This window comes from Ruegeria sp. C5 (assembly GCF_056537605.1).
The window spans coordinates 404,718-419,908 of sequence record NZ_JBQFRX010000002.1 but is presented as its reverse complement, the minus strand read 5'-3'; the positions used below and the strand labels follow the sequence as shown (position 1 = coordinate 419,908).

The 15,191-nt window shown below is 55.5% G+C and carries 9 protein-coding genes; 4 read left to right on the top strand and 5 right to left on the bottom strand.

Translation table 11 applies throughout. The features are described 5' to 3' along the window. Positions 1 to 200: 200 nt before the first annotated feature. From aspT to ACR0AW_RS09825, 4 genes are read left to right on the top strand one after another with little or no spacing between them, the layout of a single operon-like run. Positions 201 to 1,886, top strand: coding sequence for an aspartate-alanine antiporter (aspT, locus tag ACR0AW_RS09840; protein ID WP_170394528.1), 1,686 nt, complete (start codon positions 201 to 203; stop codon positions 1,884 to 1,886). An 18-nt stretch (positions 1,887 to 1,904) separates the two neighbouring features. Further along, positions 1,905 to 3,521 (top strand): bifunctional aspartate transaminase/aspartate 4-decarboxylase, encoded by a 1,617-nt coding sequence (locus ACR0AW_RS09835; protein ID WP_170732725.1) that lies wholly within the window; start codon positions 1,905 to 1,907, stop codon positions 3,519 to 3,521. Between the two features lie 55 nt (positions 3,522 to 3,576). Then, entirely contained in the window at positions 3,577 to 5,478 is a 1,902-nt protein-coding gene (locus ACR0AW_RS09830; protein WP_480438988.1) for a PAS-domain containing protein, read from the top strand. Further along, positions 5,479 to 6,180, top strand: coding sequence for a response regulator transcription factor (locus ACR0AW_RS09825; RefSeq protein ID WP_170394537.1), 702 nt, complete (start codon positions 5,479 to 5,481; stop codon positions 6,178 to 6,180). It begins immediately after the preceding gene. Between the two features lie 73 nt (positions 6,181 to 6,253). On the opposite strand, the gene ACR0AW_RS09820 is transcribed toward ACR0AW_RS09825, so the two are convergent. The 5 genes from ACR0AW_RS09820 to ACR0AW_RS09800 all read right to left on the bottom strand — a co-directional run bounded on the left by ACR0AW_RS09820 (position 6,254) and on the right by ACR0AW_RS09800 (position 14,952). Continuing rightward, positions 6,254 to 7,564 (bottom strand): HlyD family type I secretion periplasmic adaptor subunit, encoded by a 1,311-nt coding sequence (locus tag ACR0AW_RS09820; protein ID WP_170732723.1) that lies wholly within the window; start codon positions 7,562 to 7,564, stop codon positions 6,254 to 6,256. Next, positions 7,548 to 9,680 (bottom strand): type I secretion system permease/ATPase, encoded by a 2,133-nt coding sequence (locus tag ACR0AW_RS09815; protein WP_170732722.1) that lies wholly within the window; start codon positions 9,678 to 9,680, stop codon positions 7,548 to 7,550. The genes ACR0AW_RS09820 and ACR0AW_RS09815 overlap by 17 nt, the downstream gene beginning before the upstream one ends. After that, positions 9,677 to 9,832: a hypothetical protein gene (locus tag ACR0AW_RS09810; RefSeq protein ID WP_170561501.1), complete on the bottom strand. Its 156-nt coding sequence runs from the start codon at positions 9,830 to 9,832 to the stop codon at positions 9,677 to 9,679. Before ACR0AW_RS09810 ends, ACR0AW_RS09815 begins: the two co-directional genes overlap by 4 nt. A gap of 394 nt (positions 9,833 to 10,226) precedes the next feature. After that, positions 10,227 to 11,033, bottom strand: a complete 807-nt coding sequence (locus tag ACR0AW_RS09805) for a SapC family protein (protein ID WP_170732721.1) — start codon at positions 11,031 to 11,033, stop codon at positions 10,227 to 10,229. Positions 11,034 to 11,097: 64 nt separating this feature from the next. Continuing rightward, positions 11,098 to 14,952: an Ig-like domain-containing protein gene (locus ACR0AW_RS09800; RefSeq protein ID WP_170732720.1), complete on the bottom strand. Its 3,855-nt coding sequence runs from the start codon at positions 14,950 to 14,952 to the stop codon at positions 11,098 to 11,100. Positions 14,953 to 15,191: the final 239 nt, after the last annotated feature.

Here is a 15,191-nt window from a genome sequence, read left to right as displayed (position 1 = left end):
GACAAGCAGAACGATTAATATTCAGATAATTATAGACAAATGTCCTTTGTAAGGTATCGTGAGGCCGAAGTTTTCCTGTTGCGGTTGTGTATTCGAACAGGCGGCTTGGTCGGGCAGCAAGTGGGCCAATTGGGCGCTTCTTCACCTTGTCTCCGGCTTTTGCCTCAAATGCCTGTCAGGCGCGGATTGAGAGGTGATTGATGGTCGATTGGCTGGTGCATATTCTTCAAAACTACCCTGAATTGGCGGTGTTCCTGTCCATCGGTATCGGCTTTCTCGTTGGTCCCTGGAAACTGATGGGGTTCAGTCTGGGCACGGTCACGGCAACGTTGTTGGCGGCGGTGGTGATCGGACAGGCCCAGATTGAAATCGACTCGGCGGTCAAATCGACTTTCTTCATCTTGTTCATCTTTGCTGTGGGCTACGGTGTCGGACCTCAGTTCATCCGCGGCCTGAAAGCAGACGGCGCGCGCGAGGTGTTCTTTGCGCTCAGCGTGCTCGCACTTTGCCTTGTAATCCCGATCATCGCAGCCAAGGTCGCGGGTCTGGAACTTGGCTATGCCGCGGGGCTTTATGCCGGATCACAGACGATTTCAGCGGCGATCGGTGTTGCCACCGACCAAATCGGCCAGCTGGGCCTGTCGGCGGAACAGGCCAAAACCTATGCGAACCAGATTCCGATTGCCTATGCGGTGACCTATATTTACGGCACAATCGGGTCGGCGATCATTCTGGCCAAGATCGGCCCGCGCCTGATTGGCGTCGATCTGGTCGCGGCCTGCAAGGAATATGAGGCTAAGCTGGGAGGCACGACGTCGGTCGAAACCGGTGATGGCATCGTCTCGGCATATCGCGCGATCGAGGCGCGGGCCTTTGAGATCCCAGAAGGTAGCGATCTGCTGGGGCAACCGGTCAAAGATCTGATGCCGGGTATCCGCATCTATGCCGAACGCCTGAGACGTGACGGGAAGATCATAGAGGTAGATGATAACACCGTATTGCAGGCCGGAGATGTTGTGATGTTCTCAGGCCGCCGCGCTGATCTGGTGGGTTTGCTTGAGACCAATCTTACAGAAGCTGACGCGCCTGATCTGCTGAGCATACCGTCGGAAAAACTGGATGTGCTGATCACCAGCAAAGAGGTTCATAACAAGACGCTTGAAGAGCTAAGCAAACTGTCGATCGCGCGGGGCATTTATGTCTCGAAACTGATGCGAAACATGCAGGATTTGCCGCTGCTACCCGGGACAGTCGTGCATCGTGGTGACATCGTCACAATTCAGGGCAGCAAGCGTCATGTCGAGGCCGCAGTTGCCCAGATTGGCTATGCCGACCGCCCGGTAGACACCACAGATCTGGCCTTTGTAGGCTGGGGGATTTTCATCGGTGGCATCATTGGAACACTGTCAGTCATGATGGGTGGTTTCCCGATCAGCCTTTCCACCACCGGAGGCGCGCTGCTGGCTGGGCTGGTGCTGGGTTGGCTGCGTACGGTGCACCCGACCTTTGGGCGCATCCCGGGTCCGGCACTGTGGTTGATGAACACGCTGGGCCTGAACGTCTTTATCGCGGTAATCGGGATCACCGCAGGGCCGGGATTTGTCGCGGGACTGCAACAGGCCGGTATTGCGCTGCTGCTATGGGGAATCGTCGCGACTTCGCTACCAATGATCTTTGCAGTTTACGTCGGGCATTACGTGTTCAAATTCCACCCGGCCATTCTGTTTGGTGCCTGCGCAGGTGCGCGCACCACGACAGCGGCGTTGGGAATGATCCAGGAAGCCGCGCAAAGTCGCATCCCGGCGCTTGGCTACGGAATGCCGTATGCGATTGGAAATACATTATTGACCATCTTTGGGATGGTCGTTGTTTTGATCCTAAGCTGATTTGGAGAGGTTCACGTTATGGATAGAGTAACGCTGCACGATTACGAAGCACTCAGCCCGTTTCAGATCAAGGATGAGCTGATCAAACTGGCCTCGGCCGAGGCGCGTAAGGCCAATAGTGCTTTCCTGAACGCGGGGCGCGGCAATCCTAACTGGGTTGCCACCCGTCCGCGTGAGGCGTTCTTTGCCCTTGGTCAATTTGCCATAACTGAATCCAAACGTGTGATGGATCACCCCGCTGGTTTAGGCGGAATGCCGGCGCAAAAAGGTTGCCATGGACGGCTGCAAAGCTGGGCGTCTGATAATTCCAAAACGCCGGGCGTCGATACGCTGCTTGAGCTCGTGGCGCATGCCATATCCGCATTTGATTTCGATGCGGACGAGTTTGTGCATGAACTGACGGATTCGATCATCGGTGATAACTATCCAGTGCCTGACCGCATCCTGAAACACAATGCCACCATTGCCCATGAATACCTGATGTGGTCCATGTGTCGAGGCCACCGGCCTGACGCTCAGTTCGATCTGTTCGCAGTCGAAGGCGGCACGGCGGCGATGTGCTACATCTTCAAGACGCTCAAAGCCAACCGATTGCTGAACCCGGGTGACACGATAGCTCTGTGCACTCCGATCTTCACGCCTTACTTGGAAATGCCTGAGTTGGAGGATTACAGCCTTGAATCCGTGCATGTGGAAACCGATGAAGAGGATGGTTTTCAACTGACCGACCAAGCAGTGGAAAAGTTGAAAGATCCCAAGGTAAAGGCGTTCTTCCTAGTCAATCCCGGCAATCCGTCTTCGGTCGCGCTCAGTACCGCGTCACTTCGCAAACTAGCGGATCTGGTTGAAAATCACCGGCCTGATCTGATCGTGCTAACGGATGATGTCTACGGCACCTTTGTGCACGATTTTACCTCGGTCATGGGCCATCTGCCGCGCAACACAATCGGTGTGTATTCCTACTCGAAGTATTTTGGCTGCACCGGCTGGCGTCTCGGCGTGATTGCCGTGGCGCAAGATAACATCTTCGATCTCAAGCTGGCGGATCATCCGGATGAGATCAAACAGTCCCTGGACAAGCGCTACGGCACGCTCAGCCTGACACCGCGTGACATTCGCTTTATCGACCGGCTTGTGGCCGATAGCCGCGATGTGGCCCTGAACCACACGGCAGGCCTGTCGCTGCCGCAGCAGGTGATGATGACGCTCTTTTCACTCAGTGAATTGGTCGACAGCAAGAAAATCTATCAGACCGCTTGCATGGAGCTGGTTCATCGCCGTTTCAAACTGCTGACCGAAGCGATGGGCGTCGAGGTGCAGGCAGGTGAGCAATACGACGCCTATTACGGCATCATCGATTTCGAATACTGGTTGCGAAAATATGTCGGTGAAGATGTCGTGGCGTGGATCAAGCAGAATGTTCACCCATTGGATATTGCGTTCAAATTGGCCGAAGACTATGGGATCGTTCTACTGAACGGCAGCGGATTTGATGCTCCGGGCTGGTCGGCTCGCGTGTCCTTTGCGAACCTGCCGGACGAGGCGTATTCGCAGATCGGAACAGCCGTTCGATCAGTGGCACGCGGCTATGTTCAAGCCTACCGTGCCGCGAACAATTTGCCGCTGCACGGATAGGTAAATCTCCCTACACCTGCGCCTGATCTGGTGATACCCATGGGCGCAGGGGAGGATGAATTTGGACATTTCCGAACAGCGCATCAAGGCGATGACCACGGCTGGCCTGAACCTGATCGGTCAGGCGCTGTCAATTTATGACAGCCAATTGCGTCTCGTTGTCAGCAACCTGCGGTTTCAGGAAATGTTCGACCTGCCAAACGAACTTGTCGAGCCGGGGGCTCTGTTTCGCGACACAATTTATTTTCTCGCTAGCCGCGGGGAATACGGTTCGGTCGGCGATGTTGACGAGATGGTCGAGCTACGCGTTTCACAGGCCCTCGCGTTCGAGCCGCATTATATGGAGCGCACACGGCCCAATGGTCAGGTGATCTCGGTTGAAGGTGCACCTTTGCCCAATGGGGGTTGGGTGGCCGTCTATACCGACATAACTCGCACGAAGCGGGTAGAAGATTTGCTGCGTGCCCGTTCAGAAGAACTGTCTGACCAACTTCTGAGCCATGCCGAAGAGCTTTCTGCAACCAACCGCAAACTGGCCGCAACCATCACCGCGCTGGAAGAAGCCAAGCGTCAACTGACCGAGATCGAGGCCCGCACGCGGATGACGACCGAGATGATGCCGGCTCATATCGCGCATCTGGATGCCGATGGACGATACGATTACTCAAACCGCCGCCTCAGTTCGGTCATGCCCGGCCGTCCGTCTGACATTCTGGGCCTTCATATTTCAAAGGCTTTGGGGTCATCTGCCTATGACCGGGTAAAGCCACATCTGGAACAGGCCTATGGAGGCCAACCTTCGGTTTTCGAGTTTACCGAAGATCAGGATTCACGCCGCATTCGGGTATCATTCACCCCGGATAAAGCGGGTGGTGTTTATGTCATGTCGGTGGATATCACCGAAGAAACTCAAGCCCGTGTCGCCCTTCAGCAAACGCGGCGCAGAGCCATGGCGGCGCAGATGACAAGCGGGCTTGCCCATGACTTTTCTAATTTGCTGACCATCATTCTGGGCATGCAGGCGCGATTAGAGAGGATGAATCTGCCCGAGGAAGCCGATCAGCTAGTCACGGCTACGCAACAAACTGCCCGACGCGGGGGGCAATTGCTGAATCGCATCGCAGACATGACCGGCAATCGCACGCCTCAACCTCAGGCGACGGATATGCGCGGTTTACTTGAGGATTTGCGAATCCTTGCCACCCCGTCCTTGCCGCGGGGCATGGGGTTGTCGGTGGTCAATACTCTACCCGACAAGGCGCTGATGCTAGATCCCGGCATGGTTCAGGATGCACTGCTGAACCTGGTTCTGAATGCGCGGGATGCTTGCGGCACATCGGGCCAGATCACGATCACTGCGCATGCAATCGGGACAATATGGGTTGAGATCACGGTGTCGGACACTGGCCCGGGGTTTACCGGGGAAGCATTAAAGAAGGCGTTAAACCCATTCTTTTCCACCAAAGGCAGCGATGGCTCGGGGTTGGGACTTCCAATGGTCTACGACACGGTAAAGCTGGCGGGCGGTGACCTTAATTTGCGCAACACGCCTTCTGGTGCTTCGGTCGTGATACGTTTGCCCTACCGTCCTGCCCCGTCCGCGCAAGCGGGTCTCGTATTGTTGGTTGAAGACAGCGATGACCTGCGCAGTCAGTTCCGGGATATGCTGGTCGATTTGGGGTGTTCGGTGATCGAGGCAAGCTCGGTCGATGAAGCTTTGACCTTGACGTCGGAAATCGGTGATATCGCGCTGGTTCTATCAGATATTAAGCTGGAGGGCGAAGGCACTGGGATCGACATTGTCGACCGCCTGAATGGTGCGTTGCCCTGTATACTGATGACGTCGCTGCCGCTAAATGACCCGCTACATCATAAGGCATTGACCCGTGCACCTGTCCTAAGCAAACCATTCACATCGTCGCAATTGTCGGCGTTGATCCGAACCGAGGCCGCCTGAATGACACAACCTTTGGTGACCATTCTCGATGACGAACCTGAAATCCGCCGTATCCTAACGGAAGCGCTGGAAGATGCCGGGTTTCAAACTCAAAGCTTTTCACGTGCCCGTGAATTTGAAGCTTCGCTGAAAAGGGTCACTCCAGATCTGTGTTTGGTGGATTTATCATTGCCGGATACTGATGGACTTGCACTTGTGCACAAACTTGCGCTTGAGCAAGGTGCTGCCGTCATCATCATATCAGGCCGCGCTCAGGTGCAGGACCGGGTAACGGGATTGGAGCTTGGCGCAGATGATTACATCACCAAACCATTTGATCCAGCCGAAGTAATTGCTCGGGTCCGCGCTCGGCTACGCTCTACTGGACCAGCAACGCCGAATTCAGACATAGCCGAATTCAATGGTTGGACCGCACAGTTTGATCGATATGTCTTGATCAATGCCGATGGCGTCGAGACACCTTTCAGTCATGCCGAAGGTGAGGTTCTGCGATTGTTTCTTGAAAGTCCCAAACGCCTGATCAGTCGCGCGCGCATGCAGGACATGTTGGGTGGCGGGGCAGGTGACAGCTTTGACCGCGCTATGGATGTTCGGATTTCCCGCTTGCGAACGAAGCTGGGCGAAGATCCCAAAAACCCGCGCCTTATTAAAACGATATATGGTGCGGGATATATCTTTCTTGGTGACGTGACCTGGTCTTAGTCGTCGGTCCCCCCGACGCCTAAGATGTCTATCGGCTGGCGCTTTGCTATCTGCTGCCCATCTGTCGTTCTCTTCAATCGCGCAGCGCCTCGTCTTTTATCTTCAGAGCAGGTTGGATCAGATAATCCAGAACTGACTTTCGCCCCGACAGAATATCGACCTGAGCGATCATTCCTGGGATGATTTCAACCGCTGTACCACCCGCATCCAACATCGTGTCTGAAGTCTGAATTTCGACGACGAAAACCTCTTCCTCACTTCGTTCCGAGCGAGTGATGGTGTCGGCACCGATGCGAACGATCACGCCATCCAGACTGCCGTACCGCGAAAAATCGTAGGCCGTGATCTTGATTTTGACCTTTTGCTCTGGGTGCAGGAAGGCGATGTCCTTGGGCCGGACATAGGCTTCCACCAACAATCTGTCGTCCAACGGAACAATCTCAATCAGTTCCTCACCGCTTTGGGCCATCCCGCCGATCGTCGTCCGGTGAATCCGGTTTACGACACCCCGTACGGGGGCTCGGATCAGCGCGCGAGACGCACGGTCACGCAAAGAGGGTAGGGCAGGTTGCAAGGCGGCAAGCTCTGCCGAAACCAAAGCCAGATCAGTTAGTGCGGCACTACGAAACCGACTGCGCGTCGCGCGGACCTTGTCATCCACTTCATCCAGCCCGGCCTTCAACCGGTTGATAATCGCCTCTGCTCTGACCTTGCGGCCTTTCCATTCCGCCTCGCTACGGCGCAGGGCCAAAAGGGTTGTTGCCGGTTCCATCTTCTGTTCGACCAATGGCACCATCATAGCGCGCTCATCGGCCAACACATTCAGGGTCTCGGTTGACGTGACCTGGTCAACCAATCCCTCTTCGTACTCGCGTTGCCGCTGTTCGCGCTGTCGAGAGAGAATTGCAATCTCAGCTTCAAGTTCTGCTTGCCGACCGTGGTACAGCGCAGTCTCCGACCGCACGACATCTGGCGCGCCAGTCAGAAGATCGTCGTCAAACTCAAGCTCAGCCCCATCGATTTCGGCACGTAGTCGTTGTGCGCGGGCCATCAAACCAAAGGCACGCTGTTGCTCTTGGCTCAACTCTCGTTCGATCTGAGTAGTATTCAGCTCCATCAGCAATGTACCAGCCTCAACCACCAGACCCTCGCGCACGTGAACGGACCGCAAAACTCCGGGTTCGGTCGCTTCGATCACCTGAATATCGCCGGATGGCACGATACGCCCATCTGCCCTCACGACATCGTCGAGTTCAGTTAAATGAGCCCAGGCGACGGCGCTTATCAAACAACTGAGTATCAGGAGCAGCAGCAATGATCCCCGCAGCGGTGACCCTCCACGCATTTCACGGGCGAGGCTTTCCAGATCAGGATGCCGCGACATTCAGATGCCTCCCGTGTTTGCGAACTGTCTGCGTCAGTATGTTTTTGGGTCCGTCCATCGCAATTTTGCCATCCTCAATCACTATGACCCGATCAACCAGTTCCAGCAGGCTGGTTCGGTGCGTCACGATGATCATCGTGGTATCTGGCGTGGTCTTTTTAAGGCGGCGTATAATTTCGGATTCGGATTTGACGTCCATCGCGCTCGTAGGCTCATCCAGCAGCAGAACAGGAGGATGCCCGATAAGCGCCCGGGCCAATGCAATCGCCTGCCTTTGACCACCTGACAATCCTTCTCCTCGTTCGGCTACAGGCTGATCATAACCCCGTGGGTGCCGCGCGATAAAATCTTCGACACCTGCAATGCGCCCTGCACGGATCAGTTCATGATCACGCGGGCGCACCGACCCGCTGGCAATGTTTTCCCGGATGGTGCCGGAAAACAGCCAGATGTCTTGCAAGACTGAACCAATGTTTCGCCGCAAGTCGCCGGGATCAATCTGGCGAATGTCCAGCCCGTCCAACATCACCGAGCCCACACGCGGTTGGTAGAGGCCCAACAAAAGTCGCGCAATCGTACTCTTGCCCGACCCGATCTGGCCCAGGACAGCGACTTTTTCACCGGGTTCGATTGTAAATGAGACACCTTTCATCGCATCTTCCGTTTGATCAGGATATGCGAAATGAACATTGTTAAACGTTATCCGCCCGGAAAACTCGGATCTGCTGATCCAAGATTTGCCTTCAGGCCGCTCATTGCTCGCCTGCATTAACGTGTCCAGATTGCGGTAGGCACTGCGTGCCTGATTGACACGTGTCAGGGTTTGCGCCAATTGTCCCAGCGGTGCTAGGGCACGGCCGGTCAGCATCACCGACGCAACAAGTGCCCCCATGCTCGTCTGGCCATCCGTGATCAGAAATACACCATAAAAGACGATAAGAACTTGCGCGGCCTGCTGAGTAAATCCAGTTAGGTTCAGGGCAAATTGAGTAACGGCCCTGCTGCGTGATCCGTAGTTTGACTGGCGTGCAATTGCACCTTCCCACCGCATTCGCATCTGCCGACTGGCGGCGGTTGTCTTGATGGTTTCCAAGCCTGATACAGCCTCAACCAGAACAGATTGCTTGGATTGTCCGTCTGCAAAACTTTGTTCAGCAAGACGCGACAGGATCGGTTGAACAGCCAGTCCGCTGAGAAGAACGACTGGTACAGCGAGTGCCGGAACAAGCGCCAGCGGGCCGCCCACCATATAGATCGCGAATATGAATACCGCGATGAATGGCAAGTCTACGACAGCGACGAGTGTGGCAGAAGTGAAGAATTCACGCAAAGTTTCGAATTCGCGGATTGTACTGGCCATTGCACCCGTTGAGCCCGTTCGAGACGACATGCGAATATTCAGCACCTGGTCAAATACTCGCCGTCCCATGGACATGTCAGCATTCTGGCCGGCGCGATCTATGAACCCCGCGCGAAGTAGCTTCAGCGCGAAGTCAAAAAGAAGCGCCAACCCCACGCCAAGCGTCAAAGCTATCAGCGACTCGGTCGCCTCGTTGGGCAAAACCCGGTCGTAGACGATCATGATAAAGACTGAGGTCGTAAGCCCCAGAACGTTTGCCATTGCCGCAGCCAGCGCCACCTGAACGTAAGACCAGCGGTTTGCGGAAAGTGCCGACCAGAACCAATGACCCCGCTGATCCGCTTGATCTGTGTTAACTTCGTCGCGGTGCAAGGGTCGAAACAACAATGCATAGCCCGTGTAGACTTCGCCCACGCCGCTTTCGGGAACCTCTCCGATACCGTCATCCAAAGCGGGGTCGTAAAGCAATAGATCGCCATTGCGCGTGCGCCCGTGGTACACAACGGCGCGATCGCCTTCCAACAACAAGATCGCAGGTGCCAGCGATGCATCAAATGCCGACAGCTTTCGCGCACCAAACCCGACCTGCAGGCCTGCTCGTTGTGCCGCGTGCATCGCATCGCGCACGGTCAACTCACCTGTATCGCCAGATTGGCAGGCGTTCAGTGCTGCAACTGTCAATGGCCGCTCAAGTGTCGCCGCGACATTCAACAAGCAAGCTTCCAATTCGGTCAGAGTTGCAAGATCAACATTCATAGCGACTTATCCAGCGTGTCCATCGTGAACCCCGGAAAACCCAGAATGGTCTCGGTTCGGATCGATGAGGTGTAATTGGCCAAAGCGAAGTTCTGTTCTGCCAGAATCAGCCGTTCCTGTAGCTGCATGTCGTTGCGTTTCGTACCCGACACTCGGGATCTCGCAGTCAATACATCCATTCTAGGTTCATGACCTTCCGATACCCGCCAGTAAGGGGGCGCTTCACTACTATTGGAGTTCGTCTGAACGGGCCGCGCTATCAACCCCAATAAGGCCTGAGCCAAGAATGCACCGCCAGCGGCATTCTGGTAAGCTTGGATTGTCCTTGTTTTGGACCCACTTCGTGCCACAATCGAACTGCTCTGAACAGCCTGTCGCACTTGTTGGTCAAAAGCGTTCTTTGAAAGCTGTTTTGATCGTGCTGTTGCGCTTGCTCCGGTCGTTCCTCGCGTTAAAGATGTCTCGACATCGGCTAAGTTGGGCGTTGAGGTGCAGGCTGAAACTGACAGTAACCCCGCTGTTATGCCAAGGATTCCAAGCCCGAACTTAACCCATTGCATGGATCGCGCCCTCCTTGCATTGTCCGTGCCGAACCTCTTCAGCAAGTGCAGTCATGAATCCGCCAAAGGTGTCGTTTTGTTCTGAACTCGTCGTGCCTGATTGGCTCTGCGCACTGGACAGCCACACGCAATGCGACAGGGATACTTGATGAGCGTGAATCAACTGTAGCGCGTCGCTAGAAAGTAGGGCCAATTTATTAGACTCGGGCAATTGTTCCAGCAGAATTGGATCAACGCCCCAGTAACCCTCGGTCAAAGTGATGCCATTCTGTTCGCCCAGTGGTACAAGCAGACCCATTTCAGCGATCAAAGAGCAGACTTGGTCCGTTTTGTTTGCCGAGGCCAGGCGATTTTGCAGAAAGCGGCGCACACGGCAGAGATCCTGCGTCAAAAGTCCGTCCACTGTAAAAAATGGTTGGTCTTTAGGGTCATGTGTAACCAACCCTGAATCCTCGTCGACAAACAGACGTGACCGAGAGTCGCCCTTTTTCATAGCTTCTGCCTGGAATGGAAAGCAACGCAACGCTGAGGGCACATAAGGCGCAAGCCAGCGACCGTTTTGGTCGACGAAGGGCGGTGCCATTTCCGGGATGACTGAGAATAGTGCGACGGGAGAAAAACCTGTTTGGTTTGACAGGAACACAATCGGAAAAGATGTGGCAATTTGCGGAACTTCTGAGATGACGATGGGACAGGCGTCCATCTCTGCAACAAATTGGTATGATGTGAACCGGCGCCAGAATCGATTCCTGTGCCGTACAAGGCTAACTGGGAAAAGGCCGTTCTCTGCCATGTGATCCTCTTGTTTTGAAGAGGCGAGGCTACATTTGTGCATCGCCCCAAGCTACGAGCGCCGTTTAGGCTGAAGCGCCAGTTGGGTCAGTGATCAGGATGTTGTCGTCGGACAAACTGCTCAGATCGGAAAGGCCATCGAACTGTGCAAGCGCTTCGACCGACGCCGAATCTGGGCCAGAGTAGTCAACCTTCACCAGAATGCTGTCAGTGCCGTCCGTTGCCAGCAGATACATCTCATCACCTGATTGAGCACCATTCAGGTTTTCAGCTGCGCTAGTGATTGTATCCAGATCAAGGTCCGAAAGCGTGGTCTCCAGCCCGACGAACCCGGTGTTGGCACCAATTGTGCCGCCGGCCACCAAGGTCTCCACACCGGTCCCGTCGCCGCGAAGCGATGTGGTATTCAACCCCTGGAACATCAAGGCGTCAGAAACGCTGGCTGCTGGGCCCAGTGTGAACCCATTGATCGTATCAATGCCATTTAAAGATGGGTCAGCTTCGAAAACGATGACGTCTCGACCCGCCCCGGACACATCTATGGTGTCGTCGCCCTGGTTGCCGCGGATGACATCATCAACATCCGAGCCCGTAATGGTATCATTCCCACTGGTGCCGAGATGGAGCTGTGATGGCCCTCCGTCTGGAGTGGTCAACGTCAAGACGATGGGTTGGTTCGCGTCCTGAACTGTCATAGTAAATGTCACCACAGGCTGCGATAAATCCCCATAGCTCGTGGCCGCGCCCGCGAAACTGATTGCGGAACCTCCATTCGGGTTAGCCAGAAAGAGATTGAAGTCAGGGTTTTCTGTCTCGGAGCCGCTATCGTAGGTCGCCGCCGTAGGATCGAACCCCAGCTCGGCGGTAAAGGCCAGACCGCTTGAGATATCGCGATCGGAATCTGCGTAGACCTCGAACGTCACTGTCGTTCCGCTGCGACCGGCTTCAACGATGGTGTAGGCCGCCGGAACATGAGCAATTGCCTGTTCGGACACCGGATCAGGATCGGGGCCGCCTGCGACTGTCGCCTGTGCCGCGAAATCGAGGGCGTCTCCCGCTTCAATCGAGGCAAAGCTTGCAGCAGGCGCGGACAGGGTCCAGCTCCCATCGGCTGCAACTGTGGCCGAACCAAGCGAGACCGAGTTAAGCGTGACATCGACCGCTTGTCCGGCAGACAGGCCTGCGGAACTGCCTGATACGGTCATTCCAGTGTTTTGTGCATCGATCAGCGACACGGCACTATTGGCACCCACATCATTGATGTAGAGGATAGGTTTGAAATCCGTGGCCAACATGGTTGTCGCATCGGTTGCCGGGTTTCCTGCGGCGTCTTGAACCGATGCCGTGACCGCAAAATTGCCTCCATCGGCCAAACTGGCCAAATCCGCCGAAGGAATGCTTGTGCTCCACAAGCCACCAGAAACCACCGCACTGTAGGTCTGACTATTAAGGCTAATCGTTACAATCTGCCCGTCCTCGGCATTTGTTGTCCCCGACACATTGAGGTCTGTTACCTGTTCAACGATATCCAGAACCGATCCAACCGAAAGCGGGTTCAATGCAATTGTTGGTGCGCTGAGGTCGGTGCTGAAACTGGTCGTCGCAGCATTCGTGTTGCCAGCCGCATCCGTGATTGAGGCGTTCACGTCATACGTTTGCCCGTCCTGCAGGCTGCTCAAATCGGCAGCAGCCGCTGTGAATGTCCAGATGCCACCATTTACAGTGGCGGTTCCGCCGGTCAGAACCGCACCTCCGGATTGGATGATCTGTACCGAAACTTGCGTACCATTGGCCGCATCAGAAGTTCCCGAGACCACCAGATCCGTTGCTTGTTCGGTCAGGTTGACTACTGCTCCATCTGACAGTGATGATATGGCGAGCGACGGGGCGGAGAAGTCCGTGTCGAAGCTGTTGGTCGCCTGTATCGCCGGATTGCCGGCGGCATCCGATACATCCGCTATCACGCTGATCGTAGCTCCATCGGGTAGCGCCGCCAAATCCGCCGAGGGGACACTCACCGACCACCCCCCGGTTGAGGCCTGTCCAGTGTAGGATTGGCCGTTCAGATTTACGGTGATTGTCTGACCATCTTCGGCGGATGTAGTGCCCGTAATGGTCAAGTCCGTACCACGTTCCGCAGCATTCAAAACCGCTCCGCCCGAAAAACTGTCGATACTCAGAGTTGGGGCGGTGACATCTTTGGATAAGTTGACGCTGACTTGCGGGGCGACAAGGCCGTCGGCGTCCGTCACGTCGCCCGTGATATTGAAGTCTCCACCATCGGCAAGCGCTATGAGATCGGCGCTGGGGATTGTCACACTCCAACTGCCGCCCGAGACCGAGTCGGTATAAGTCTGCCCATCAAGGGTTACTGTTACCTGCTGCCCGTCGGTTACGTTCCCTGTTGTCCCGCTTACGACCAGGTCAGATCCGGTTTCGACCGCATTCAGGATAGCCCCGACCGACAAGGGAGTGATTGCAATTGATGGGCCCGTGAGATCGACCGGAACGGATACCGATATCGGTGTTGCCGAATTGCCTGCTGTGTCGCTGACGGCAACTGAAACGGATGCGGGCACACCGGTTGCCAAACCAGACAAATCGGCATTCGGGATCGTCACTGACCAACTGCCGCCCGATACAGAACCCGTGTAATCCTGACCGTCGAAAGATACATTGACCACCTGGCCGTTTTCAGCTGTGGTCGTGCCCGACAAGACAAGATCCCCAACGACATCGGCCAGATCTATTGAACCGCCACCCACTGGGTTTAGTGTCAGATCAGGCGCGGTCAGATCAGTGTCAAAACTTCCATTGGCCTGAGCTGCTGGGTTCCCAGCGCGATCCGATACATCAGCCGTCACCGTGACGCTTGACCCGTCTGGCAGCGTGGTAAGATCTGAAGCGGGCACCGAAACGCTCCAGCCGCCGCCCGAAACGGTGCCACTATAGGATTGCCCACCAATCGCTACCATTACGGTCTGCCCATTCTCGGCATCCGTTGTGCCAGAGATTTCGAGATTTGTACCTTGTTCTGCAGCATTCATTACCGCACCCGCCGAGAATGTATCGATGGTCAGGACCGGCGGAATGGTATCAACGTCGAACCTTGCGGTTTCAGCCGATAGCTCCATCCCGCTACCATCCAGATGGCGCACGGAAACATCCGAGATCCCCTGAGGCAGGGCCGCTGCCTCGGCCTGCGTCAGTGAAACGCTCCAGCTTCCGTCGCCTGCAGGAGTGACTGATTTTGTCACCGATCCGATGGTAACTTCGACAGTCGTTGTTCCATCCGGCGCTGTTGTTTGGCTGCTGAGATTGCTCAATACGTTTGATTGCAGCTCAGCCAGGTTCAGGCTGGGCGGTCGAGGAGGTGAGGGGGTAACGGTGGGTTCGGCATCAGTTTCATCGTCGCTGTCTCCACCGCCGCCGCCTCCGCCACCGGCAGCTGCAGCACCGGCTATTCCCAGCCCGCCCAAGGCCAGCCCGGCACCGCTTACGCCACCTGCGGTCGCTGCGGTCGCACCTGCGGCCTCTGCGGCTAGACCTAATTGTGCAATTTCGCCGACGACTTCATCTGCAACCATTATGGTGCCGTTTTCCAGAATCTGTACGTTCTCGGCAGAGACAACAATCGTCCGCCCATCTGTCAGTTTCAGCTGCACGTCGCCATTCGAAAGCAGCTTTGCCACCCGAACGCCCGGAATTGACTCAGCAAACTGATGAGACGCAAGCTGTTCATCGGTGGCCTGCGCAAGAGCTGGTAATGCTAATAGTGTCGAGCCAAGGCCGCCAGCAACCCCGCGTCCTACCCATCGCTGAAGTTTTTTGTCGAACCATTTGCGGATATGGCGCGTACGTTGCGCATCGGGCCCGGCGTCCGTGGTCGATTTATTGGTCGAAACGGTATCTTTGGTCATTTTGCCCTCTCATTAGATGGACGCTGGTCGTTGCGTGATATGCTGTTTTCGGCCGATCTGGTCTGTGGTTTGATCTTCTGAGCCATTCGACCGCTGCGAAAAATTTGAGTTAATCTGGAACTGAAGTCCTTGTTTTCACCACATTTCTGTTCTGGTTCAGAACCGAACATCGTTTCATCCTGTATGTGTTGCCAGGGGTGGCAGGGGGTAACGGGCGATGATGCTTCAGTTCGAAAGAG

Bases quoted from the DNA above. Each gene is read 5' to 3' on its own strand.
- ACR0AW_RS09830 (WP_480438988.1), top strand. From the start codon at position 3,577: ATGAATTTGGACATTTCCGAACAGCGCATCAAGGCGATGACCACGGCT.
- ACR0AW_RS09835 (WP_170732725.1), top strand. From the start codon at position 1,905: ATGGATAGAGTAACGCTGCACGATTACGAAGCACTCAGCCCGTTTCAG.
- ACR0AW_RS09825 (WP_170394537.1), top strand. From the start codon at position 5,479: ATGACACAACCTTTGGTGACCATTCTCGATGACGAACCTGAAATCCGC.
- ACR0AW_RS09800 (WP_170732720.1), bottom strand. From the start codon at position 14,952: ATGACCAAAGATACCGTTTCGACCAATAAATCGACCACGGACGCCGGG.
- ACR0AW_RS09820 (WP_170732723.1), bottom strand. From the start codon at position 7,564: ATGTCGCGGCATCCTGATCTGGAAAGCCTCGCCCGTGAAATGCGTGGA.
- ACR0AW_RS09805 (WP_170732721.1), bottom strand. From the start codon at position 11,033: ATGGCAGAGAACGGCCTTTTCCCAGTTAGCCTTGTACGGCACAGGAAT.
- ACR0AW_RS09815 (WP_170732722.1), bottom strand. From the start codon at position 9,680: ATGAATGTTGATCTTGCAACTCTGACCGAATTGGAAGCTTGCTTGTTG.
- aspT (WP_170394528.1), top strand. From the start codon at position 201: ATGGTCGATTGGCTGGTGCATATTCTTCAAAACTACCCTGAATTGGCG.